Genomic DNA, 25271 nt, shown 5'->3' with positions numbered 1-25271 from the left:
GCGAATTGAAAAAACCGTTTCGATGACTTTTCAGCCGTTACTTTTCCCACAGACTCTCACTTGACTGCCTCAACTAGATAGCAGGCAAAAAGGATACCGTAATACTCACACCCATATTGATATGAAAGCTAATATTGCAGATCCTAACATCATCGGAGCATGAAAACGAGACTGGGACAAATCTAAAGCAGGTTACTCAAAAGCCGAACAATAAGATATGAAAGCATATTTTAAGCAAAATCGTCAACATACGGAGACCCCTGCGGGACGTCGGCTAAGACCAGCCACATCGTGTGGCCAGCGCCGACACCAGCACGTCCTGTGCGTCGAAGTACGAAGCCGAAGGTCCACTTGGTAAAGGCCTGTTCTTTACCACGTCAGCTGAGGCCGTGCCCGTGGAACGCGACGTATGTTGACGGAGCAGCGATAGAAATTCCTGTGATAAACAAATAATCCGAACTGATTTTTAACAAATCGTTCGGATTATTATATAGTTCCTATACTTGTGTCCCAGCCTCGTTTTATTTCAGGGATTTTGAGACAACCCTTTATCTAGTTTTTGAAATAGTCGTCCAGCACTCTGGCCATAAATAAAGAAAATTGTGCACGAGACGTTGTTTCGTTTGGCCGGAATGCTTCGCCGGCTTCGGTCGTAATGTTATGATCAGCAATCCTATTAATTTCTTCAAAGTTCGGGTAGTCTTCATCGATGTCGGTAAAGGTGTGGATTGTGTCCGCTTCTGCTATGTCAAATGCTTTTACTAAAACAATCGCCATCTGCGAACGTTTTAAACCTTCCGATGGCATCATCCGTCCATTGTTTCCTGTCATAATACCGTGGTATTCCATAGCTGCTAATTCGTCATAGGCATGATTTTCTGCACTCACATCAGTCACTTGCAGTTCATAATCATCCGGTGCGCTTAAATCAAGCGCGGCAGTGAGCATTTTTGCTGTTTGTGAACGCGTAATTTCTTGGGATGGTCGGAAATAACCATCACTAAACCCACTAATAACATCTTCTGCGGATAAGTATTGGATTTCGTCAAAAGCATGGTAATCAGCACTTACGTCTGGAAATACCGGTTCCTCGGGAAACAACGGTTCTCCTTGAAGCGATTGAATCTTTTGCTCTAATTCATCTAATCGTTCGTCTGCATCTGTCACTTTATCTTCGGTGCTGGCAATTTGTTCTTCCGTCCACTCTGCGCTCGCTGCTTCTTGTGACGAATCCGCACCAGCTTCACCGTCACTGCACCCTCCTGTTAAAACCGCGGCTGCAAGCAGCACTCCTCCAAACAGCACGCCTTTCAATCGATGACGCATCTCCCCGTCCCCTTTCTTTATGAACCTGTTTACTTGCGGCCTATGCCATGATAAATAATACCTGCCTGCTTCAGGCTTTCTTTATCAAGCGCATTGCGCCCATCAATCACTACTGGTTGTTTTAATGCTTGTTTAAACTGTTCCGGCGTAATTGAAACACACTCTTTCCACTCTGTCACCAATAACGCCGCATCTGCTCCATCAATGGCAGCAAGTGCTTGATCAGTATACGTTATATCCACATCTAACATTTGTTTGGCATTTTCCACTGCCGCCGGGTCAAATGCACGAATGTGCCCTCCCCGCTGATTTAGCTCTTCAATGATTTTAATTGAAGGAGCCTCTCTCATGTCATCTGTATTTGGCTTAAATGCCAAGCCTAATACGGCGATGGTGCGGCCTTGGATGTCTCCGTCAAAAATGCGGTCAAGGTGTTCGACAACCTTATGGCTTTGAATGTTATTAACATCATTTACCGCTTGTAAAATATTCGGCTGATACCCTTTGTCTTCTGCTAAAAATTTCAATGCTTTCACGTCTTTTGGAAAACAAGAACCGCCATAACCAATACCGGCATGTAAAAACTTCGGCCCAATACGGTGGTCAAGTCCCATGCCTTGAGCGACTGCATGAACATCCGCATCATATAAATCGCAAATATTGGCGATTTCATTAATAAACGATATTTTGGTTGCTAAAAAAGCATTGGACGCATATTTTATCATTTCTGAGCTGCGCGGATCGGTAACGACAATCTGGTCTGTCAGCGGACGGTGCAGCTCCGTTAACATATCTGCTGCTTTTTCCGACGATGTGCCAATCACGACCCGATCTGGATGAAACGTGTCATGAACGGCTGAACCTTCACGCAAAAACTCAGGTACCGAACACACATCAATCTCCGCTTGTGGATAAGTCTTGCGAATTATCTCATTTACCGCTTCTGCGGTTCCAACCGGTACAGTTGATTTGTTTACAATCACCGTAAAGGAATTCGTTAGTGACTGCCCGATTTCTTCGGCAACAGCATAAACATAGTTTAAATTTGCCGCTCCCGTTTCTGTTTCCGGAGTTCCAACTGCAATCATCACAATTTCCGCCTGCTCTACCGCTTCTTGTATGTTTGTCGTGAAAAAAAGCCGCCCTGCATCTTTATTTTTTTTCACGAGTTCTTCTAAACCCGGCTCATAAATAGGAATTTCATTGCGATTTAATTGTTCTACCTTCTCCTCTACCTTATCTACACAGACGACAGTATTACCAAGCTCTGCAAAACTTGTCCCTGATACAAGCCCAACATATCCAGTTCCAATAACGGCTAATTTCATTTCTTCACAACCTTCTTTTTCACTTTTTGAATCCACTCATCAACCTCTTGAAAACGCAGTAACTTCATCAAAACAATCAATACGAAAACTGCTGTAAAACCACCTGATACAAGGCGTACAAAAGAGCCGCCAGCCGTCATGAAAAAGTTAAAGCCAAACAATGCCGCGGCAAATAGAAGCAAAAGCAGCAACAGTTTGCCAATCTCTTTTCCTGCTTTATGTTTCATTGTCCCTTGCCATTTTAACACAAAACGTGTACCTGCTAAGAGAAGAATAAAGTTGCATATCGACGCAATCGATGTTCCCCAGGCTACCCCGGCAGCTCCATATGATTCAATGAGCAAAAACGCAATCACAACATTAATACCTAATACAGAGACCAGACTTATCACAACAGGGAAGATCGAACGTTCATAAGCATAAAAAAACCGCGTAATAAACAGATTGGCCGAATGAAAAAACATCCCAATAACAAGTATTTGCAATAACGGCGCCGCCATAGCGGTAGATTGTTCTGTAAAGTTACCGTATTGAAAAATAATACGGATAATATCTTCTGCATAAAAAAGGACAAACACTGTGGCAGGCAGAATAACCAGCCCCATCATTCGAAGTCCTTTGCCATACAGCGATTGGATGCCGCTCTCTTCTTTGGCTGCTACTTTTCGTGACAGAAGCGGATAAATGACTGTTGTCACTGCCATCATAAGGACACTTTGCGGCATTTGCACGACTTTGGACGTATAATTTAATGCTGCAATATAACCATCTTCTAACCAAGAAGCGAACATACGGTGCAGCAAAAAATACAGCTGCAGTGTTGCACCTCCAAGCAGAATCGGCATGCCTATCTTTAGTGTCCGCCATGTTTCCCTGCTTTTTTCTAAACGCGGGCGAAATGAAAAGAACTTTCCTTTTCGAACAAAATATACGAGAAACATACACATGAAAAACGCACTAAAAAGTGCTCCCCAAGCATGAGCATATGCGCCAAGCCACGGATAAAAAACGACCGCAATCCCTAAAAATGAGCCATTTAATACGAGCGTGGCAACAGCTGCCCACGAAAAACGGTTATTAACATTTAATATGCCTGTCAGCCACATAGAGAGAATCAAGAAAAACGTAGCTGGGGCCATCACACGAAACAAATCGGCCGTCAGCTGAAATTCTGCTTGTTCCATCCCAGAGAATAATAAAGCAATCACTTGTTCAGAAAAGAATACAAGAAGCGCACTAAAAAAAAGAAACGCAAGAGACAGCCAGCCAAACATGCGCTCAAGGTAGCGGTGCTGTCCAAGCGGATCATCAATTTTCGTGTACACAGAAATAAAAGCTGTCGTCACCGCGCCTCCTATCACAACATAAAAAAAGTTGGGCAGTGTATAGGCAGTAACGACGCTGTCAGCGGCATAACTTGTTCCAAATTGATAGCCAATCACGACTTCTCGAAAAAAACCAATCAAGCGTGACAACATATTAATGACGGCAACAGCACCGATGATTTGCAGTAGTTTTTTGCCTTTCATCTATAACACGTTCCTTTCGGAGACCGTCACTTCAAATCTGTCTCACACGTTGTCAATAAAATCTTCCAGCAGCCGCAATATTTGTTCTTTCCCGCTTTTAAATGGAACGGGTTGGAATGTTTCTGCCTGCTTCAGCGCATCTTCTAACTGCTCTGGCCCCTCTACTCCAATAATGTGGCCAGCTGCATGGAATTGGTCGACAATTTCAAGCTGATGGTCATCGTTATGCTCCCCATGCTTTGCAAGCCGTGGTACAGCAATGACAGGTTTTTCTTTTTTCACACCGGTTATAATCGAGCCAGTACCTCCATGAGCAATCACAATGCGCGCATCCGCAAAAGTTTGATCCATTTCTTCAAAGCTTAGAAATGGAATAAGCGTCATTCGCTCTGACTCATACGACGTATGGCCGCTTTGCACCATTACTTCTTCTTGAATAATACCACGCTGTATCAGTTCATCTATTTCTTTTACCAAGCGGGTAAAAGGAAGTTCGTGGGTGCCTAATACGACAAATATCAATAGATGGACCCCCCATGTACTGCTTTTGGATAATGTTTAAGCATCGTTTCCCATTGCACGATAAACAAATCGGCAATCGGATAAACAAGCCGGCCCGACAGTGTCGGTGACGACGTTTTTGCAAAACTTTCAATGAAAACTACTTTTTTCCGAAAAAGCTTAGCAATGTAACACATCGGTACTGCTGTATGTACACCTGTTGTTACAACAACATCCGGACGTTCTTTCAAGAAAATCCCCAGTGACTTTAAACAGTTAAACGAAAACTTAAACAGATAGCTAATTGGATAGTTGCGTGCACCATAGACGAGAAAAGACATAGGGTGCTCTTTTTTCATAGAAGCAGTGACTTCTGTTTTTTCCGTGACAAGATAATAGTCGTATTGCTGAAAAAGCGGCTTTAGCTGCATGAGCTGCGTCAAATGTCCGCCAACAGAAGAAATAAATAATACTTTTTTTCGCTTTTTGCTCACTGTCTCTCACCTTGCTTTTGCTGTGCTTGTTTATAGATAGAGAGCACATTTTTTGTAATTTGTTCTGCATCATTTGCGGCTGCTTTTTGCTGTCCCGCTTTTATGAGGCGCTGCCGCAGAACGTCATTGCTTAACACTTGTTCGATTGAATCAGCTAAAGACGACGGATTCTTCGGTTCTGCCGCAACGCCGGCCCCGTCACTTAAAAGATGCGTTAAGCCGCCGACTTCCGTGCCTACGACCGGAGTAGCACAAGCCATTGCTTCCACTGCTACTAACCCAAACCCTTCGGTATGAGAGGGAAGGACAAACACATCAGCTGCACTCATCCAATCAGCAACTTCTGATTGCGGCTTAGCCCCGTGAAAGTGAATATGCCCGCTAAGCTGCAGTGTCTCGATTCGCCGGGTAAGGCTGGCAAAATATTCGGCTTGTTTTGGCTGGCCTACCACGTGCAGAATCACTTCAGGAACATGCTGTCGAAGCAGCGCCAGCGCTTCTACTAAATCAGCGATCCCTTTTTCTTCAATAATATTTCCAACATAGAGCACATGCTTTTGATTATCAGATAATTCAAGCTGGCTGCGAACCGAGCTTCCACGCGGGTGAAACACGTTCTGGTCCACTCCCATGCTAAAAACAGATACTTTGTCTTTTGGAACGTGAAAATCGTGAATCACTTGTTCTTCCAAATCACGACCTACCGCTATAACATGTGATGCTTCTTGTAAAATGCGTTCGGTTTGCTTCCGAAAAAAACGGCCTTTCTTGGCCATTTTATTCAGGTCGCCTCCATGACAAGTAACAACATAAGGGATATTAAAGCGGCGCTTAAACCAGCGCGCCATCATTCCAGATGGAAACGCATAATGAGCATGAACGATGTCATAGCTGCTTTTGCGTGCAAGAAGCCCTCGTCCTGCTTGTAACAGCCATGTGCTGTACTTGTGGAGCACATTCTTCTTTCCCATTTTTGGGTTCGTAATCGCGGCAACATCTACGTGATTTCCTTGTTTAACAAGGGCTTCCACTTGATTTTTTACAAAAATGCCAAACGTTGGCGCTTCATGCGATGGGTACATATTGCTAATTACTAAAATCCGCATCGATTCATTCCTCCGTTTGCTGACGTTTCCGCCAGTTACATCCAATACCTAAAAAGAGCCAGAAAAATAAAGCAATTTGATGATTTTCCCAAGCTGTTGATAACAGTCCCATACAAACCCATGCGACACTAAAGGAAATAATAAAGAGACCCATCCATCTTTGTTTCAAATCCGCTGCTGCAGCCATTTTCCCGCTGGTTTTTAACACAGACCAAGCAATAAGCCCGAGGAGAATGACCCCAATAATGCCGTACTCCACTAAGACGTACAACGCATTATTATCCACGGTTGTCATTGTGCTTGGTAAATCTTCATGCATAAATTGGTGAAATGGAGAGTTGAACACAAATGCTGCGTTGCTGCCAAACATCCCAGGTCCTACCCCAAATACCGGACTGAATGTCAGAACGAGCAGCCCGCTCAAAACGATGAGGTAACGGTAGTTTTTCGATAAATCGAGTGTGTACATGTTACGCTGTGCAAACCCTTCGAAAAGCATAAGCGCCAGCCCATAACCGACGGCAAATACAACAAACAAACCGACCGCTGTATACAGCATAATGCGAAAGGCTTTGTTTTTTCGAAAGATGAGGCCGATAAGACCAAAACAGGCAATCAGTGCCAGAAATGCCTGTCGTGAAAAAGTCAGGCCGAGACCAGTCAGCAGAATGAAACCGATAACGGTATAAATCACCCAATGTTTTTTTGTCAGCTGGCTGCGGTAGACAAACATATACATCACTAAAAGCAGCAGTACAGCCACCAAATAACCGCCGAGCGTGTTGCTTGAATCCATTAAGCCAAATGCTCGAATTTCTTCCCCAATTGAAATGCTGCGGCGCTGCTCTGTGTTTCTTAAAGGCAGCGGCACTCTGTATATAATTTGGAAAATACCAATAACTGCCTGCATCACACCAAGGCCTAAGATAATATGAAAAAGCTGTTTGACCCAGCGTTTCGGGATATCAATCGCTAACAGAATGAAAAACAAGACTAAAAATTGAAAGATAGCGCGCACCCCAAAAATTCCTTGAGCAAATGGAACGTTATTAACAAATAGACTAAACAACACAAATCCTGCGAAAATCAACAAGCTTTTATTTAAAGGGTTTTGCCATTTTGTCAGCAAATGCCGCCTTCCAATGTCTGGATGAAACAGCACAACCGCTGCCATGATAATAAGCAGTCCTTCGGTTGCATAACCTAACAAACTTGGCACAATTGGCAGCCAATTATTCCATACACGTGTAAAAAGTAATTCAAAAGAAGTCCAGACTACGATAAACGTTGTTGCTAAGAGAAGGAATTGATTTGCTTTTTCCAATGGCAGATAGCGATTAAACATAACGATTGTCACACCATTCATTGCTATTTTTAAAATGCGCAGCTATTTGCCGTTGGCACATGCTGCGGCTTTGTTTTCATGTAGATAAGAAAGCATAAAATGCTGCGCTTATCTTGTAGAGCATTCAGCTTAAAAACCTAACAGCTTCATGCCCTCGTTTGCTTTATGCCGCAAGTCATTTGAAACAGAGGCGATATTTGTCTGCAGGCTGTTCCAGTTGTTTTCCGCTCGTTCAAAAGCGGATACAATACCATGTTCTTGATCGAGCAGTTCATCTATCGCTACGGAATAGTCGTTTTTATCCATCATTTGCATAAAATCCTTTACTTTTTTATGATACTCAACTCCGATAACCGGAGTTTTGGCGTTTACCGAGAGAATTAAGGAATGCAGCCGAGTGCCAATCACCATGTCTTGAGCAGCAGCTACTTTAATAATCTTTTCTGGAGGTAAATTGTCTTCGATAATATGTACGCTCTGTGAATATTCCATTTTGGCAGCAATATCAACGGTGACTTTAACATCTTCGGGAAACTTCGTCGAAAAAAACGTCACCTGGATATTTTTGTTTGAAATGAGCCAATCCAGCGATGAGGCCATGCCGCGAACGTATGCATCATACTTCGCACTATCTGGTGTCGGCCAGTATTCATCACTAAAATACGGGACTGCCGTCACTCCTATTCTTTTGATTTGATCTGTTGGCACGTGCGGCTTTTGCACAGGCACCGAAAATGCTGGGTCATAAATAACATCTATATCCTTTTGGACGCCAATATCCTGTAATAGTTTCTTTGATTTTTCATCGCGTACAGCTGTAGAAAAAGACGCATTGACAAGTTTTTTTATAAAAAACATACCAGCTTTAGTGTTGATAGGGCCTGCCCCTACACCATGAACAGCAACACGACACCCGCTGTACTTTCCTGTCAATCCAAGGACACTATATAACGGTGCGTCGCGCTTATACATATCCATTAAAAGACCACCGCCGCCAATGATAAGCAAATCTAGTTCTTTCATAACACGGCGGCTTTTTCGTATCGTTTGTAACGCCGAGTTCACCAAACTTCCTTCTTTATATAAAAGCGGAACTGCCTTCACACCGTGCCTTGATTCTGTATTAGACGGGGTATTGCTGAATACGACAATATCTTCTTTGTCCACTTGCCCAAAAGTCGTTAATTGATGAAGAAGCCCGGATAAAATCGCTTCATCTCCATTATTGTTATGGCCGTAGTTTCCAATAATTCCAACTTTCATATGTATACGTACCTAACCTTTTCTTCAAATTATTGTACTCTTCTCATGCAAGACAATGCTGCGTGCCGGCTGTTCAAACAGACACGCAGCATAGAAACGATTTCCATCCCTTTTATTATACACTCCGAGTGTCTGCTCGACTAGTTTCGATTTCATGTCAAATCCAATGAGAGCACCACTAATATGAAAAACTCCTCAAATCAGGCAAAAACCGCCGTCTTTTCCAATAAAAAGACAGCGGAATGAAATACTACATCGGTGTATAAAAGTTTTGTGTATAATATGGTTGTTTTCGCACTTCATCAAATGCCACACCAACACCCAGCCGCTCATAAGGTCCTAATAATGAATCACGGTGACTTTTTGAATTCATCCAGCCGGCATGGGCAAATATCGGACTCACTTGTCCATAGGCAATATTTTCAGCTGCGTTATAAAACGTTATTCCATTTTCGCTCATCCGATCGAAAGGACTTTGGCCGTCTAAATTGGTGTGTTCAAAAAAGCTATTGCCAGCCATATCCGCACTGTGGGCACGAGCTGTTTGTGACGCCGTATCGTCCCACTCCAGCACAGATTCACCGTACCGCTTGCGCTGGGCATTAGCGAGGTGAAACACTTGCCGCTCAAAGCTTTCTTTTCTTTCTTTGGTTGGTGTTGCGTAATACTGATCAAATGATTCTTCTATGCTTGAATTGATGAGAAGAACCGCCATGATTCGGTGATTTCGATGGGCATCATAGAAAAACGTCGTGTAACGGCCGCTGCCTTTATACGTACCAGATGTATCACTTTCTACGCTGTAATGAGAGTCATTTTTCGTAATGTACGATAATGGCTCTCCATAAGCATTCGATACGTCTTCTTTGTAATCATCAATGCCAAGCCCATAATGGTCTGACCATATATCTTGGTTACAATACACTGCCACAACCTTATTGTCCTGAACGCCAAATTGAACATAATCATTGTAAGCATTGTGATAAATATACCAATCGAATCCGTAGCGGCTTGTTTCAATGGATTCAGGCTCCCCCAGAACGTTTGTCAGTGTATCCAGCGAATCTCCCAATGTTATCCCGCGAAAATGCCAAGCTTCTCTTTCACTATCTACATCAGAGGGCGGCTGGTTAATTGTTTCTACACGAAAACTCTCATTCATTGCTCGTGCTAGAAACACGGAAAATTGAGCTCGTGTCGTTTTTTCCCCCGGCCCAAACGAGCCATCAGCGTGTCCGCTGGTCAGCCTGTTAGCAGCCAGGTTTTGAATGGCATCGTGTGCCCAGTAGCTTTTTTTAATATCTGAGAAAGTTACTTCTTCCTCTGCCGTCAGCTGAAATGCTCCTGATAAAATAACAGCCATTTGCGCACGGGTTAACGGTTCATGCGGACGAAAATGGCCATCGCTTCCATTCATAATACCAGCTTCTGCTACAGCAGTAATAGAATCATACATAGCATGGCTTTCATCAACGTCATGAAACACCTGACTGCTTTCGCGCGGTGTTTCTAAATCAAGCGCACGGGCTATCATCGCAGCTGTTTGTGCGCGGTTAACATGATTGGCCGGACGAAAAGTACTGTCATCATACCCGTGTACAATATCTTGTTGTGCAATATAAGAAATTTCATCAGCAGCCCAAAATGATTCATCTACATCAGAAAATATTGATTCTTCTGCGTGAAGCGGTAAAGCGATCCATAGCATAATAGATAAGATGCTAATTGCCAGAGCTAATTTTTTTACCATATCTTCGCCCCCTGTCCAACGGTTCAAACCGTACTCTACACCTCTTATTCCTGTTTTTGACTATCTTTCAAACAACTTCTTTTATTCTACCATTTTTTTCAAGTAAGTGAACGCCATAGAAAATCTATATTTTTAGGTCCTAGTTCAAATGTCAGGGTGAACACACCGGTGTTCCATTACACGTTCAGGACATTCACCTTTGCAAAGGATAGAAGGATAAGAAAAACGGCAGCTTCTGCCATAATAATTCAGCAACAAGCTGATTTTTTCTCATCGATGACCTGATCGACAGCAGTCCAGGCACAAGCAGCAGCTGCAGAGTCATCCAGCTAGAAAGAAGGAGCTGCTGACACCTTCACCAAACGTTCTAGAACCTTTTTTACAGAAATTATCTCATACGGCTAAAAGAAAAACCCACCAAAAGGTTTCGGCAACGCTTTTAGTGGGAATGTCATCACTATTACCATTCATAGTAATCTTTTATGCCGTTATATACGGCCCTTGCCGCTTTATCCGTGTAACCTGCCTGTTTCATACGTTGTGCATCACGACTGTTCGTTAAAAATCCTAGCTCAATTAACGTACTTGGCATCGTTGTATTTTTGATTACATAAAATCCAGTGTTGGCTACACGGCGGTAACTCATTCCCGTATCTTTGACGAGACGGTCTTGGATAGCTGATGCAAGTTCACGGCTTTCTTTCGCCTGATGAGAACTATCATAAAAAGTTTCTGCCCCTTCTGCGGCTGGTGTTGCAGCATTTGCGTGAATGCTGACAAACGAATCGGCATTTGCTCTTTCAGCAATATTGACGCGGCCGCTTAATGAAACAAACGTATCATCATCGCGTGTCATCACCACATTTACACCGTCATTTTCTAACAAGTCTTCTACGCTAAGAGCAACGGACAGAACAACATTCTTCTCAACTAATCCGTTTGCTTGTGCACCCGGGTCATGCCCGCCGTGGCCGGCATCAATAACGATTGTCTTGCCGTTTAACACGCTCTCGCCGATACCCTTTTCTTTCATATAGCCGCTGTGTGTATAAGCCCAATCTCCATTGTATTTAATTAAGACCCAGCTGCCATTTGTTTGTTCATAAATATCCACAACTTCGCCTGCACTCAGGCTGCCAATGCTGTCATAGCTTGCACTCGGACCAGAGCGGACCATTAGCTTAGATGCTGTTACTTTGCCTTTTGAAATAGGCTCTGCAGGTTTTTGGCCGTCATCCGATCCTACCCCGTCTGCCTTGTCTACATAACTATGGTACACGTAACCTTGACGGCTATCGACATACACCTTCAACCAGTCGCCTTCCATTTCATATACGTCGATGCTTGTGCCATTAGAAAGCGTATCAATTACACTATGCTCCATACCCGGCCCTGAACGAACGTTTAATGGTGTACTGGCACGAACCACGCCTTCATAGAGCACATCGTCTTCTGCTGGTTTCTCACCTGGAGTTTCATCGACATTGCCGCCATTATCCGGTTGTTGTCCAATGCGCAAGTTTTCATTCATCGCCCTGGCCAAAATAACAGCAAATTCAGCCCGGGTCGCTGATGTGTTCGGTTCAAACGCCCCAGTATCTTCTATTATATTGTTTTCTACTAATGTTGCTATGTAACCGTTAGCCCAAAAACTTTCTGATATATCACTATATTGTAAGGATTGATTATTGTGCTGTGACTCTTGTCCAAAAAAAGCTCGTGCAACAATTGCTGCTACTTGCGCTTTGCTGATTTTGTCATTTGGGTTAAATTCCCCGTTTCTGCCTTGGAAAAAACCCATCTCCGCGGCTCTTTCTATGTAGCCGTATGCCCAAAATCCTTTGTTCACATCGGAAAAAGAAGGAGAGGAACTATTCAGAACACCTGCGTTCAACGCATTGGTCATCATGACAGATGCTTGCGCGCGGCTAAGAGATTCGGTCGTTCGAAACCTTCCTGTCTCGTCTCCCGTGGCTACACGTTTGTCCTTCAAGTACATAATTTCATCATACGCCCAATGACCGCTGCCTACATCAGAATACCCGCCATTCGCTTTTGCTTCACTTAACCCAATTGATGGAACAATGGAAAGCAAAAGAGACAGAGCTAGCAGTACATATGAAACTTTCTTTAACAATGCATATCCTCCTCTTTGCTGTGTATCCCCTTCTCCTTTCTCTCTTTGGGGTTTTGAATGACGAAGGAAACAAAAACCACCTAACAATAGGTAAATTTCACCATATTTCTCCTTCTGCCAACTAGAATAGCATGTTCGTCATAGATTAACTAGGTTTTTACCAAAAAATATCGAAAATAGTAAAAATATATTATTTCAGATTAAAATTATATTACAAATATATCTTTTTGATAACACAACCTTCCCTTTTTTCCACTTCTTTCTTTTCACATGCATATCGTTTAAAATAAAGAAGTTACTTCTTACAAAACAGGTGATAATATGACATTAAAGAACGCATATACACTAATCGGCTTATCGATGTGTCTGCTCCTTGTATCAGGATGTTCCACGCTCGCGATGGAGCGCTATATTGCCCAGGAAGAAGCGGTGGACACTGAGACATATGCATATCAGGATGAGAATTTCACATACAATGAAGAAATTGTTCAGGAGCTAGCCAATCGTTTTCGTAATGAATCGTTAACAACTACGAATGTTAACAGCATTATGGAAGATGAAATTGAAAATGGCCGTTACAATGAAGTCATTATTTACTTACGCGAACTTCGTGCGGAGGAAGAAGAAGCAGCCGCAGCCCCTTATTCCCAACGCTATATGGATGCTCTGCAAGCTCACGTTGAACGGACAAGCGAGCCGTCTGAGCCATTAGTCGAAGACGCTGTTAACTTGATGGAACAGCAATATCAACTAGACCCAGAAGACGAAAAGACAACTTTGAACTATGCCAAGCTTCTGCTTAATTCCGGATATGATATTGATAAAGGAGCGCAGCTGCTGTTTGATTTAGAGGAAGAAGTAACAGCAAAGGAAGAACAGCCTGGCACTGATTTATTATTGGCACTTGCTCGCGCCTATTTTGCCCTCGGAGAGTTAGATGAAAGCCTTGAGCGCTACCAGCGTTTAACAGCTCTTGACAGCGAAAATCCTACTCATTACTACCGTATGAGTGAAGTGTACACCGCGATGGGGGATGAAAAAGGACGCAGAGACGCTCTAACAAAAGCCTTCCAGCCAACTGCTGAGTTTTTAGAACAATACGGCGACGATACGTTCACCATCTACGAAGATTACTTAAATGCTTCCATTGATTAAATACAAAAAGAAGGGCTGTCAAAAGGTCATAAAAAACGACCCTTTGGCAGCCCCCTCTTTTCATTTATAAGTCTTACATCATATTTTCTCACCCTGGATGGCTCTTCCGGTTCGTTTTCCTCGGACAAAACTTCAGCTGATTGACAGAAAACCACTGTCGGTGGATCTTCGGCTCTTGCTTCGACGTACAGGACGTGCCAGTGCCGGCGTCAGCCACACAATGGGTCTGGTCTTAGCCGCCCCCCTGCAGGCATCTTACCTGATTGCCATGCAAAGATGATAGAGTGAAAAAAGCCCCCCTATCGTCATCTCTCCTCGTGATTTAGAGCTCGCTTTTCATGTTACACATACAAAAAATCGCCGCTTTTCGTATAATGGAGGCATCAGCCACCACATGAACGAAAGCAGGCGATTTTTTATGAGTAACCAAAAGGCTGTTTCCTAAGACTGCGCCATAAACCAGTTGTATCTTCCTATGGATTTTTTGATGAACGGCTTTTGACACAGTTTTTTGCACTTGCTTGCTATTATTCCATCGCTCTCGTTAAAAACAACGCAAACTGCCCTCTTGTCACATCTCCACTTGGCCGATATGGATCTTCTGTTGTCCACCCATTGTGATACAGCGTATTAATAGCATCATAGTTCCAGTAATCAAAACCAATATCGGCAAAGTGATGCTGTTCGCCGGCAGGTTCAGCATAATCCGCTAAAGCAGTTGTGAGAACACTTGCCATTTGTGCCCTCGTCATATTTTCCTCTTTACGGATATCACCATTGCTTCCTGTCATAATACCGTGATACTCCACTGCACGCAGCGGCTCATAATAAGGGTTGTCCTTGTCAACGCCAGCTGCTTGTAATTCATAATCACCCGGAACTTGTAAGTCCAGCGCTTTATCAAGCATTGCTGCCACGTGCTTTCTTTTTATCGGATCATTTGGCTTAAATGTCCCGTCTTCATGGCCATTAATAATGCCTTGGGCTTCCAGCTCAGCCACTGCTTTAATCAGCTCATCACCGCGTACGTCCGGAAATGCTGTTATTGCTCCTTCCTGAACATAAGAGCTTGCCATGTAGCCATGACTGTCTGAATAATAGAACGGATAAAAGCCGTAGTGATTTGCCGGATTGTTATCGTGCTCAAGCGCTCCTTCTACCGTCAGCGGCGTATATACTGCGACATTTCCTAATAGTGCTGTGCCTGTCGACGGGCCTTCACGAAAATTAATAGAATTACCAGATTCCCTGTAACTGTACACATCATCCCCTTCTTTAAACATCTGTAAAGAAGGTGTCTTTGTTTCCGTTGTCACGTGTTTTTCTTCAAATGACATAATGTTGCTGTCGTTTTCATAAACAGTATCCACCCCTGGCAAATCGAACACACTCACGTCAAAGAGATTGCTTTTCGCAACTCTTTCATAAATACCCTCTTGATATGTATCACCGCTCTTATTCGGGTCATTGCGTTCATCTAAGCCGTTGTATGCCAGCACTGCAAAATACCAGTTCTCAAGAATATGGCGCTGCCCATCATTTACGGCAGGCAATAAATTGCCGGACCAGTTCCATTTTTCTTCTAACAGCTGTGCACCCACCTCAATATTATAGGCCGTATCATGTTCCAGCCTTTCTTTATCTACGTTGCGATTCATTAAATCATCTTCGTCCAATGTCACCTGCATCATGCCAATGCCGCCATCGTCATTTTCATTTCTTATGACGTTTCCTGCTTCGTCAAATTGTTTCATTCCAGTTTCTTCATAGGCGATTGCTTTTAAAATTTCCGGCGGAATCTCATATTCTAATGCCGTTTCCGTGAGCAGGTCTTTTTTCTCTTTATATGACAGCCTGTCTTTCTCTTCTTTACCAGTGTTCTCTTCAGCTAGCGCCGGCACACTAAGAAGTAGCGCTGCTCCAGCTGCTGCGAGCACACCCAAACCTTTCTTCATCTTTGCTGCCCCCTTCTTTTTGTCTATGAATCTATTATAACGGACAAACCAAACTCTTCCAATCCAACTGTAAAAAAATTGGTTTCCTAATGAAATAAACGCGGGGAAAATGATATACTGATACAAGTGTTATTGATAGAAAGCTCATTGAAATAAGGAGAGAACAACATGATTGCTTCATTAAAAAAGATTATTGGCGACGAGCAACAGCGCCGTTTAAAAAAGTACCGGAAAATCGTTGACCGAATGAATAAACTAGAACCTGAGATTCAAAAGCTGTCCGATGAAGAATTACAGCAAAAAACACCAGAGTTTCGTGAACGCCTTCAAAACGGAGAGCCTTTACATAAAATAAGAGACGAAGCATTTGCCGTTGTTCGTGAAGCATCAAAACGTGTCATTGGTCTTCGTCATTACGATGTCCAGTTGTTAGGAGGGCTTACATTAAACGACGGAGACATTGCTGAAATGGCCACCGGGGAAGGAAAGACACTTGTTGCTTCTTTGCCCAGCTATTTGCAGGCATTAGAAGGAAAAGGCGTGCATGTCATCACGGTCAATGAATATTTAGCGCGGCGCGACAGGGAGTTAATTGGTCAAGTGCACGAATTTCTTGGTTTAACTGTTGGACTAAATGTCCCTCGTCTTGCAAAAGATGAAAAGAAAGCCGCCTATGCAGCGGATATTACATATGGCGTAGGCAATGAATTTGGGTTTGATTATCTAAAAGACAACATGGTCTATAACGTACATGAAAAAGTACAGCGTCCCTATCATTTTGCCATCATTGATGAAATAGACAGCGTACTTGTAGATGAAGCAAAAACTCCTCTTATCATCGCCGGCAAAACCGAAGTAAACCCGAGCCTCTATCAAATCTGCGCGAAAATGGCACGTAGTTTCGATGCTGAAACCGATTATTTGTACGATCCGATTTCAAAGTCTGTTAGTTTAACTGATGCAGGTATTACCAAAGTCGAAAGAGCATTTGGCATCAATAACTTGTATGACCTTGAGCACCACACACTCTATCATTTTGTGCTGCAAGCATTGCGTGCGCGTGTCATGTTTAAACGTGATGTGGACTACATCGTCAAAGACGGTGAAATTAAATTAGTTGATATGTTTACTGGACGCATCATGGACGGCCGTACATTCAGCGACGGCTTACATCAAGCATTAGAGGCAAAAGAGGGCCTTGAAATTACCGAAGAAAATAAAACGCAAGCACAGCTGACCGTGCAAAACTATTTCCGCATGTATCCAACGATTGCTGGAATGACAGGAACAGCAAAAACCGAAGAACAAGAATTTCGGAACCTGTATGGAATGGACGTTATCCAAATACCAACCAATAAGACACGAATTCGTGAGGATAAAGAAGATATTATCTTTGCAACAGCAGGTGACAAATACAAAGCCGTTGCCAACGAAGTCGAAAAACGGTATCAAAAAGGACAGCCTGTCCTCATTGGCACCTCTTCTATTATCCAGTCCGAAACTATGGCTGGCTATTTGGATGAACAAAAAATTCCATATGAGTTGTTAAATGCTAAAAGTGTAGAAAAAGAAGTACAGCTCATTTCTCTGGCCGGTCAAAAAGGACAAGTAACCATCGCCACCAATATGGCTGGACGTGGTACAGACATTATGCTTGGTGAGGGCGTCGCAGAACTGGGCGGTTTATTTGTGCTTGGCACCGAGCGCCATGAAAACAGGCGTATCGACAATCAATTAAAGGGACGCTCCGGCCGTCAAGGCGACCCTGGTGAAACACAGATGTTTCTCTCTCTTGAAGATGAGATGCTGCTGCGTTTTGGAGAAGAAGACATCGAAAAGCTAAAAGAAAATTTACAGACAGATAACGGCGGACGCGTCTTAAACGAAGATGCTCACCGCGTCGTCAATTTAGCACAAGAAATGTGTGAAAACGCAAATGCTTCTTTGCGGGAATACACACTAAAACTAGACGATATCGCCAACGAGCAGCGAAACGTTATTTACACACTGCGCGATAAAGTACTCAAACAAGACGATCCGCTCAGCACATGGATGGAAATGGTCCAATCCAGTACAAAAAAGCTCGTTGAACGTTATTGCGGGGACGAATACTTGCCTGAAGACTGGAATACGACTGAACTGCAAACACGTCTTCGCCATATTATTTTAAAGCCAGCTATTACGCTGCCAAAATCGGTTGAGTCAAGAAAAGAAATTATGGATATTGTAGAAGAGGCCACCGAGGAATACTTGGCTGTTATTGAAAATTTCCGCGAGAAAAATACGGTGCAAATGCAGGCACGAAAGGTGCTGCTCACATCCATTGACCGCCATTGGCTCAGTCATTTGGAAGAAATGACCCGCTTAAAAGAAGGCATTGGCTTACGCAGTTATCAACAAGAAGATCCTATGCGTGTATTCACACGGGAAGGATATGAACTGTTTTCTCGGATGCACGACATGATTGAACAAGACGCAGCGCTCTACCTTTCAAAAATCTTACGACCAATTGTTGTTCCAAAAGAGGTGAAAAAATAATGCTCCCATTTTTTCGTAAAAAGAAAAACGGAAACCCGAAAATGGAAGGAAACGAATCAGCCGTTTCCTCCGAGGAATTGTTAAACGAAACAAGCGAGGCTGATAACACCGAGGAAGAGGTACATACGGATCTTTCATTTCATCCGGAATGGACGATGTCAAAAGAAGACCAGTATTCATTCCAGTTTCTAAATATGGAATGTCCTGCTTTAAGACCAAACCAGATTTCCCTTTCTGGTATTAGTCTGCAGGAAAATGAGCCTGGCACATGCCAAATCACAGCGTTTATTCGTAACAGCTTAAACAAAACCATTACATTGCATGAAACAACCTTAGTCTTTCTCGACGCCAAAGATAATGTACTCGGCCGAAAGACAGTGGATTTATCAAGCGCTGGAGAAATCCCGGCAAAAAGCAGCCGTCCATGGAACTTCACCTTTAACGACGAGGAATTGTTCACAAGTGATTTACCCGAAGAGGGATGGAAGCTGGCTTTTCAACTCAAGCCATCGTCGCGAAAACATAGCCTGCAGCTTGATAACAGCTGGGAACAATCGCTTGCGGAAAAGGATAAATCCAAACTAAAAGAGATGGTAGAAAACTTAGATCCGCCAAAACCGGGTGAAGTCAATTTTATGGGCTTAAAAGCTCTGCAAAAAGACGACGGTGCCCTGCATGTGACGCTGCTTATTCGTAATGGCAGCAACAAAAACATTACACTTGAACAAATTCCGCTGCAAGTGGAAGACAGCCACTCTCAAGTCGTAGCAAAAGGCGGGTTTTCCCTCGATCAATTTGAAGTGAAAGCTAACACAAGCAAACCATGGACATTCATTTTTCCAACGGAGCTTGTACAAAAAGAACATATCGATTTAAGCAGCTGGAAAGCCTACCCGCTGCAAAAGAAATAACAGCATCCTCACACGGCTGCTGCATGCAAGTTCTCCAGTGTATAATATGCGAAAACTCAAGGTGCCACCGCGCCTTTATGGCGGAAGGCGCCATGTTTCTTATCCTTTCATCCCTTAACCAAGATGCCTTTCCTGAAGTGTCCACAAATAATCCAAACGATTTATAAATCGTTTGGATTATTCTTTGGTTCCTATACGTTTTTTCCAGCCTGCCTCTTAAGCTGTTTATAAATCCTCTAATGCCCGTTCCATAAAGACCGCAAATTGCGCCCGATTGACTGGCTCTCCAGGACGGAAATGACCATCGCTTCCGCGTCCAATTCCGTGTGCTGCCAGTGCCTCAATTTCTTCGTACGCCCAATAATCTTTGTCCACATCTTGAAACGTCTGCTTTGTCTCACTTTCTAAGTCAAAGACGCGAGCAAGAATGACCGCCATTTGCGCGCGTGTCAATTCTCCATTCGGTCGAAAGCGCCCATCAGAACCGCGCATAATTTCTTCATCAGCCACCGCAGCTATCACGTCATACGCGTGAAAACCGGAATCGACATCAGCGAAGTCTGGATTCGGCCGGTTCGCTGTGTCATAGTCAAACGAGCGAACGAGAATTTGTGCCGCTTGAGAGCGTTTCAAATGCATACCCGGACGATACGTTCCATCATCGTACCCATTAACAATGTCTCTTTCTGCCAAATACTCAATAGCCTCTGCTGCCCAATAATCATGAGCTACATCTTGAAACATTGGTGGTGCTGCCACACTTACCGGAATTTCCCGTTCTTGTCCAGCAAGAGTTACCGTAATATTTCCTGAGCCTGGTTCATTACCAGCAGTAAATGTGCCGTCTGCCGTAATAGTTCCAATATCACTGCTTACGTCCCACTCTATCTGTGATTGATCAAACAACAGTTTTTCTCCATTAGAAAGTGCGGGATTGACAGATAACTGCTGACTTTCTCCTGTTCCGAGCGTAAGCTGTGTATGCGACAAGTTCCACTTGTCAAACGCATCTGTTACTTCTACTGCTGCAGAACCTACTTGGGTGCCATTTACATTGGCTTGAATCCTTCCTTCACCATTGTTTTCAGCAGTAAATGTATTTCCGTTCATAGAACCGATGTCATTGCTAACTGTCCACGTAATCGCACTGCCATCTACTTGAACAGGATTATAGTATTTATCCATTCCATATGTATATGACATATCTATCTCATGGCCAACTAAAAGCGTGCCGCTTTCTCTCGAAAGAACCAAGCGGGCAAGCTCCGATGTTGGTGCCGTACTTATCGCTTGAAGCGTAGACGACACAGCACGTTCACTGCCCGCAGACAGACGGTTCATGACACTTGCATATTCATCCCCGTGCTGTCTTGCAACGAGTGTGGTCGAACCGCCGCCGTCAAAATTAAGCGCTCGATCTGCACCGATATTCTTCATATATCTAGCAAGCTCTCCTATATCGGCGTTATCCAAGGTCACCATAAACGCTTTATCACCAGAAGCGTTCACTCCAACAGCTGTACGCGCTGTCTGTGACTTATAACGCCAGCTGTTAGGATCCATCGTAATGTTGACTTCTCCATTTTTTACTAGCTGCGGGCCGCTCCCTAGAATAAAGGATGCGTCTTGCCATTGATTATTAATCGTTGCTTTAACAGAAATAGAATCTCCAACAGAAACATCTTTCAGCTGGTCATATCTGTCCCCGTTCGCTGAGATAACAAACCCGTTTTCTGGGATAGCTGCATTACCAACAGCATCATAGTCACGTATAGCTGTAACTGTACCGCTCAATGTCTCACCAAACGAAAAACTTTCCGGATTGCCACTGGCTTGCTCGACGATAATTTCCACGCCGTACTGGTTTGTTCCTGTCCGTTTATCTATATAAGCCGGTGTAAACAAGACAGCTTCACTGCTTCGGCGCGTCGCATTGATATTATCCACCGTGACTGTTTTTCCATTCACTTCAGTATGGGCACGCGCTTGATATTCTCCAATTGCAACTTTTCCATCCCGCGTCTCGCCAAAAACAATCGGTTCACTGCGATAATGTTCTCTGCCTTCCGATACACGCCCGAAACTTATAATTTCATTGTTTTTTGTAATAATACTGAAAGGCAGCTGCGTCGAACCAGCTCCCATATCAAAGAAGGAAGCATTAATAGCACCTACCACCCGATGCCCCTCTCTTGTTGCATTCCTTGATTGCTCAGAAGTGGTTTGTAACTGATTCAGCGGCTCGGGCACCCCAATATCAAGTTCGCTGTAGTTCTCCGTTATATCAACGGTCAACACATTAGCTCCATGTGCCGCATCACTTTCATATGTAACTCCTGGACTTACTTGAAAAGACGAAGCCCCGGCTGTATGCGCTGCGGCAACAAACAACGACGTCGACAACACAGCAGTCATGCTGCGTTTTATGGTTCTTTTTATTCCCATTTGTATAAATCCTCTCCCATTATATGTATCTACCAATCTATGTAAAAAGCACTAATTGTAGAATATTCCAATTGTCGGAAACTGTCAATTGAAAGATTAATAGATGTATAAAGATACAACCAAAAGAGGCGGGAACAAACGTATAGTAATCATAGGACAGTCTGAATAGTTCATGAAAATAAAATCAGATAGTTTGCTGATAACAGTTATTTCTATCATTGCTTCATTAATATTCTGCACGTTCCGCGGACACAACTTCAGCTGACTTGGTTAAAAAACACAAGTGTCCGAAAAAAGAAGGTTCAGCTCGCTCTGTTTCCAGCAGGGTCTCCGTATGTTAACAACACTTAACCTGTACGTTCATCCCTTATTGTTCAGCTGTAGAATAACCTGTCTTAAAGTTACGCCAGCCTCAAGTAAAAACGAGTTAGAGAAACATTTTAACGTATCTCCCTCTTCAAGCGTAGCTAAGTGGCGGGTAGTTCACGGTGTCACTTTTGTCATAATGACACCTTCCTCAATCAAATAATTGCCAGGTTCTAGCGGGCCAGCTTGATTCACTTCTGCCAGACATTCATTCATTTCTTCTGTGTTTTTCAGCACAATAAGATAATCAGACTCTTTTACATCTTCCTGTAATTTTTCTTTCTCTTCCTCCGTCTGGCACATTGTGTGAACAAATGTCGTTTTTGCCATACGTTCATAATTCATTGCATGTCTTAAAAAGCCATGGTCTGACTCACCGGTGTCACGTATTAATGTTATTTTTGTATCACCTGTTATTTTTTCTGCATCTGTTAACGCGTAATATTGCTCAAGCGCAGGATAACGCGGCTCAGCACCAGGATTGTGCTGTTGTAAAAGGGCCGGAATGTTGTTTAAAAGCGGGAGCATTGCCACAACTGCGCACCCTGCCATCATCGCTTTTGAAAACCAGGCCCGGCCGCCATCGTATGATATCTTCTGCCACTCTCGTAACAGCATCACAAGCAGCAGTCCGGTAAAAAACACACCTGCTGTAGCCTGGTAACGCGAAAATCCTGCTAAATTAGCAGCTTCGCCCTCTGGCATTAAATATAAATACAGCAGATACAACAATCCGATATAGACAACATAGAACAAATGTACAAATAGCGTTGTAAACAACAGTGCACGCGGCGAGCGTTTTTTTACAAATGCTGACCAAACAAACGTTAGTATCGCTGCAATGCTGACAACAGTCATCACTTGAATGACATCAACCGACATATCAAATGCTTGGGAAAGTACATTTGGCCACAGCTGCTGAACCACTTCATCAGATTTATTCGGGTCAAGAAATGTTTCTTTCGTAATCGCAAATTTATTCTCTTCATAATCCGACGTGTAAGCCCTTTCGATATATGAAGACCACAGCCCATTCACAAGCAGCGGAAAAGCCAGCACTAATAGTACAAACATGCTGAGAACCTGTCCCGCTTTCCCTTGCAGCGACTGCCTGTTTTTAATCACCACAGCGATAATCCAAACCACACAAAACGCAAAAAAGATTTTGCCGCTGTCTTTTGTGAGAACCAACAATGCTAGCACCGGTGCAGCCGCTGCCATCATCAAGCGTACATGGTTCCGGTAATAAAAAACAATGAGCATAACGGCAATCGTCATATAACCAAGAATCTGGTCAACAAGCAATGTATAAATACTCGCCGCATCAATGAGCAGCAGAACAAACGCCGCTGCTGTTACAACGATTAGTAACAACGGCCGTTTCCACGACGTAAACAAAAACAGCGGCGTCAAAGCAGCAGCCACTAAAAACGATTGTGCCATCAACGCTTTTGTTTCCGAAAAGCCGATCAATGTTACAATATAATAAACAAATAACGCTGTACCAGGCGGATAGTTTTTATATGTAATCACCGAAGCGTCTCCTGGCAGGCTGTCATATAAGAACAAATGTTTCACAATGATACCCCAGTGGCTGAAGTTATCAAAGTGCAGAAACACCGCATCTTTTAATAAGACGAGAAAGAAACCACACATAGCTGTAAAAAATACCAACCCTGGTGTGATGAGTGACGTGAACAAACGTTTCTTTATGATGCGGTAACCAGCGTATACAAACAAGATAAGCCCAATGCTCCAAATGCCGTATACAGCAGGCCGCAATACATCCATCAAGCCGGCGATGAAAACAACCGCCACAACACTTGAAAACACAAACAACGGAATCACAGCCGGGGGAAAGGAAAAACGGTAGTGCAAGTAAAAGCCATAGCCGATAAATGACAGCCACATCAACACAAATAAAAGCATTACTGACATCTTTCTTTTCAGCCCTTTCTAAACACCCACTGGCGCTGCATGTAAAAACTAAATAAAAACAATAAGGAATCGACAGCAATTTTAATAAGCACTTCTGGTCCGCCAAGCGAGTGGTACAGTACATAAACACCGCCCGCAGAAGCTGACATTTGCGCCGCCGCTAGCACGTAATACTTAATCAGTGTACGTTTCGTATATTGGTACGACTTAAATACAATATTGCGGTTTATTATGTAGTTAAATAAAGACGACAGTACTCTTGCTAATACCGTTGCCACAATAATGTAACTCATGGGCAGCAGCGGTTTTAACATCAACACAAATACGGCGAACAACAGCACATCTACAACAAAAGAAGCGAGGGAAGAAAATAAAAATCTCAAAAAGACATAGTAAATTTTAATGGAATCCAAAATTGGATGAAAATGCGATGATTCGTTGTCATTAATATAAATAGTATCAATCGCAACTTGTGAAATGGGAACGTCATGAGTGCGGCATGCCAAAATCATTTTCATCTCAAACTCATAGCGGTCGCCTTTTATATCTAACAGCTTTTCAGCAAATGATCTCGATATTCCGCGCAGCCCTGTCTGAGTATCCGCAATTTTCATACCGGCAGCCATTGTTACGACCATTTTCGTCAAGACATTTCCAAACCGGCTCCGGAGTGGTATTTTCTCCCCGGAAAAATCTCTAACACCAAGTATGAGACGAGATGGGTGCTTTGCTAATTCATCAGCAATTCGCTTAATATCTTTCGGAGCATGCTGGCCGTCGGCATCCGCTGTTACCATGCCGAGTCCATTTGGGTAATTGTCTTTGTAAAACGAAAATGCTGTTTTTAATGCTCGTCCCTTCCCTAAGTTTTCCGAGTGAGTTAATACCGTACATGCAGAAAAACCCGACAGCTTGTCAAAAATGTCATTGTGTTGTTTTGTACTTCCATCATTAATAACGATAATGTCTTTAAAACCAAGTGTCATTAAACGTTCTGCTAACTCAATCACTGTACTGTCTGGATTGAATGCTGGTATGACAACTGATACATCTCTAAACGTACCTGCCATCTTTGTTCCCTCCTTTCAGAACCACATATATATTTTTTTACTAGTTGAACGAAAAGACATGCTGCTAGAGAGCGATACACAACCACTGTTTACGCTGAATAGTGAATAGTTTAC

At 43.2% G+C, this 25271-nt stretch carries 17 protein-coding genes; 3 read left to right on the top strand and 14 right to left on the bottom strand.

Annotation, left to right across the window (positions count from 1 at the left end; all coding sequences use genetic code 11):
- Positions 1-552: 552 nt before the first annotated feature.
- The 10 genes from BLT18_RS03745 to BLT18_RS03700 form a co-directional block, all read right to left on the bottom strand.
- The gene (locus BLT18_RS03745; protein ID WP_091271375.1) at positions 553-1326 is read right to left on the bottom strand and encodes an S-layer homology domain-containing protein; all 774 of its coding nucleotides are present in this window, start codon (positions 1324-1326) and stop codon (positions 553-555) included.
- Between the two features lie 29 nt (positions 1327-1355).
- Positions 1356-2690, bottom strand: coding sequence for a UDP-glucose dehydrogenase family protein (locus tag BLT18_RS03740; RefSeq protein WP_322787550.1), 1335 nt, complete (start codon positions 2688-2690; stop codon positions 1356-1358).
- A complete protein-coding gene (murJ, locus tag BLT18_RS03735) occupies positions 2651-4183 on the bottom strand; it encodes a murein biosynthesis integral membrane protein MurJ (protein WP_091271373.1) in 1533 nt (510 codons plus the stop codon). Before murJ ends, BLT18_RS03740 begins: the two co-directional genes overlap by 40 nt.
- Positions 4184-4225: 42 nt before the next feature.
- On the bottom strand, positions 4226-4705 hold the full coding sequence (gene pssE, locus BLT18_RS03730; protein ID WP_091271372.1) for a PssE/Cps14G family polysaccharide biosynthesis glycosyltransferase: 480 nt from the start codon (positions 4703-4705) through the stop codon (positions 4226-4228).
- Positions 4702-5178: a PssD/Cps14F family polysaccharide biosynthesis glycosyltransferase gene (gene pssD / locus BLT18_RS03725; RefSeq protein WP_245705166.1), complete on the bottom strand. Its 477-nt coding sequence runs from the start codon at positions 5176-5178 to the stop codon at positions 4702-4704. Before pssD ends, pssE begins: the two co-directional genes overlap by 4 nt.
- A complete protein-coding gene (locus BLT18_RS03720; protein ID WP_091271370.1) occupies positions 5175-6284 on the bottom strand; it encodes a glycosyltransferase in 1110 nt (369 codons plus the stop codon). The genes pssD and BLT18_RS03720 overlap by 4 nt, the downstream gene beginning before the upstream one ends.
- Before the next feature lie 4 nt (positions 6285-6288).
- Positions 6289-7629: an O-antigen ligase family protein gene (locus BLT18_RS03715; RefSeq protein ID WP_175487360.1), complete on the bottom strand. Its 1341-nt coding sequence runs from the start codon at positions 7627-7629 to the stop codon at positions 6289-6291.
- 129 nt (positions 7630-7758) lie between these two features.
- Positions 7759-8892 carry a polysaccharide pyruvyl transferase family protein gene (locus tag BLT18_RS03710; protein ID WP_091271367.1) on the bottom strand — a complete coding sequence of 378 codons (1134 nt, stop codon included), beginning with the start codon at positions 8890-8892 and terminating at the stop codon, positions 7759-7761.
- A gap of 250 nt (positions 8893-9142) precedes the next feature.
- Positions 9143-10642 carry an S-layer homology domain-containing protein gene (locus tag BLT18_RS03705; protein ID WP_091271366.1) on the bottom strand — a complete coding sequence of 500 codons (1500 nt, stop codon included), beginning with the start codon at positions 10640-10642 and terminating at the stop codon, positions 9143-9145.
- A 460-nt stretch (positions 10643-11102) separates the two neighbouring features.
- Positions 11103-12779, bottom strand: a complete 1677-nt coding sequence (locus BLT18_RS03700) for an N-acetylmuramoyl-L-alanine amidase (RefSeq protein WP_091271364.1) — start codon at positions 12777-12779, stop codon at positions 11103-11105.
- 321 nt (positions 12780-13100) lie between these two features.
- On the opposite strand from BLT18_RS03700, the gene BLT18_RS03695 reads away from it, so the two are divergent.
- Positions 13101-13934: a tetratricopeptide repeat protein gene (locus BLT18_RS03695; RefSeq protein ID WP_091271362.1), complete on the top strand. Its 834-nt coding sequence runs from the start codon at positions 13101-13103 to the stop codon at positions 13932-13934.
- A gap of 527 nt (positions 13935-14461) precedes the next feature.
- On the opposite strand, the gene BLT18_RS03690 is transcribed toward BLT18_RS03695, so the two are convergent.
- A complete protein-coding gene (locus BLT18_RS03690) occupies positions 14462-15889 on the bottom strand; it encodes an S-layer homology domain-containing protein (RefSeq protein WP_091271360.1) in 1428 nt (475 codons plus the stop codon).
- A 168-nt stretch (positions 15890-16057) separates the two neighbouring features.
- Here BLT18_RS03690 and secA2 point away from each other — a divergent pair, with 168 nt between their 5' ends.
- Together secA2 and BLT18_RS03680 are read left to right on the top strand one after the other, a co-directional pair.
- Entirely contained in the window at positions 16058-18427 is a 2370-nt protein-coding gene (secA2, locus tag BLT18_RS03685) for an accessory Sec system translocase SecA2 (RefSeq protein WP_091271358.1), read from the top strand.
- On the top strand, positions 18427-19338 hold the full coding sequence (locus BLT18_RS03680; RefSeq protein WP_091271356.1) for an accessory Sec system S-layer assembly protein: 912 nt from the start codon (positions 18427-18429) through the stop codon (positions 19336-19338). The genes secA2 and BLT18_RS03680 overlap by 1 nt, the downstream gene beginning before the upstream one ends.
- A gap of 225 nt (positions 19339-19563) precedes the next feature.
- Here BLT18_RS03680 and BLT18_RS03675 read toward each other — a convergent pair whose 3' ends face one another.
- The 3 genes from BLT18_RS03675 to BLT18_RS03665 form a co-directional block, all read right to left on the bottom strand.
- A complete protein-coding gene (locus BLT18_RS03675) occupies positions 19564-21783 on the bottom strand; it encodes an S-layer homology domain-containing protein (RefSeq protein WP_091271354.1) in 2220 nt (739 codons plus the stop codon).
- A gap of 483 nt (positions 21784-22266) precedes the next feature.
- Positions 22267-24087 (bottom strand): hypothetical protein, encoded by a 1821-nt coding sequence (locus tag BLT18_RS03670; RefSeq protein WP_139184701.1) that lies wholly within the window; start codon positions 24085-24087, stop codon positions 22267-22269.
- Positions 24088-24095: 8 nt separating this feature from the next.
- Entirely contained in the window at positions 24096-25157 is a 1062-nt protein-coding gene (locus BLT18_RS03665; protein ID WP_091271351.1) for a bifunctional glycosyltransferase family 2/GtrA family protein, read from the bottom strand.
- Positions 25158-25271 lie beyond the last annotated feature (114 nt).

It is taken from the genome of Alteribacillus persepolensis (genome assembly GCF_900099605.1).
Classification (GTDB): Bacteria; Bacillota; Bacilli; order Bacillales; family Marinococcaceae; genus Alteribacillus; species Alteribacillus persepolensis.
This window is presented reverse-complemented; position numbering and strand designations above follow the sequence as displayed.

What these genes read in the sequence shown, in the direction of transcription:
- BLT18_RS03745 (WP_091271375.1), bottom strand. Translation starts at nt 1,326, where the DNA reads ATGCGTCATCGATTGAAAGGCGTGCTGTTTGGAGGAGTGCTGCTTGCA.
- murJ (WP_091271373.1), bottom strand. Translation starts at nt 4,183, where the DNA reads ATGAAAGGCAAAAAACTACTGCAAATCATCGGTGCTGTTGCCGTCATT.
- BLT18_RS03720 (WP_091271370.1), bottom strand. Translation starts at nt 6,284, where the DNA reads ATGCGGATTTTAGTAATTAGCAATATGTACCCATCGCATGAAGCGCCA.
- BLT18_RS03715 (WP_175487360.1), bottom strand. Translation starts at nt 7,629, where the DNA reads ATGTTTAATCGCTATCTGCCATTGGAAAAAGCAAATCAATTCCTTCTC.
- BLT18_RS03710 (WP_091271367.1), bottom strand. Translation starts at nt 8,892, where the DNA reads ATGAAAGTTGGAATTATTGGAAACTACGGCCATAACAATAATGGAGAT.
- BLT18_RS03705 (WP_091271366.1), bottom strand. Translation starts at nt 10,642, where the DNA reads ATGGTAAAAAAATTAGCTCTGGCAATTAGCATCTTATCTATTATGCTA.
- BLT18_RS03695 (WP_091271362.1), top strand. Translation starts at nt 13,101, where the DNA reads ATGACATTAAAGAACGCATATACACTAATCGGCTTATCGATGTGTCTG.
- BLT18_RS03690 (WP_091271360.1), bottom strand. Translation starts at nt 15,889, where the DNA reads ATGAAGAAAGGTTTGGGTGTGCTCGCAGCAGCTGGAGCAGCGCTACTT.
- secA2 (WP_091271358.1), top strand. Translation starts at nt 16,058, where the DNA reads ATGATTGCTTCATTAAAAAAGATTATTGGCGACGAGCAACAGCGCCGT.
- BLT18_RS03680 (WP_091271356.1), top strand. Translation starts at nt 18,427, where the DNA reads ATGCTCCCATTTTTTCGTAAAAAGAAAAACGGAAACCCGAAAATGGAA.
- BLT18_RS03675 (WP_091271354.1), bottom strand. Translation starts at nt 21,783, where the DNA reads ATGGGAATAAAAAGAACCATAAAACGCAGCATGACTGCTGTGTTGTCG.
- BLT18_RS03670 (WP_139184701.1), bottom strand. Translation starts at nt 24,087, where the DNA reads ATGTCAGTAATGCTTTTATTTGTGTTGATGTGGCTGTCATTTATCGGC.
- BLT18_RS03665 (WP_091271351.1), bottom strand. Translation starts at nt 25,157, where the DNA reads ATGGCAGGTACGTTTAGAGATGTATCAGTTGTCATACCAGCATTCAAT.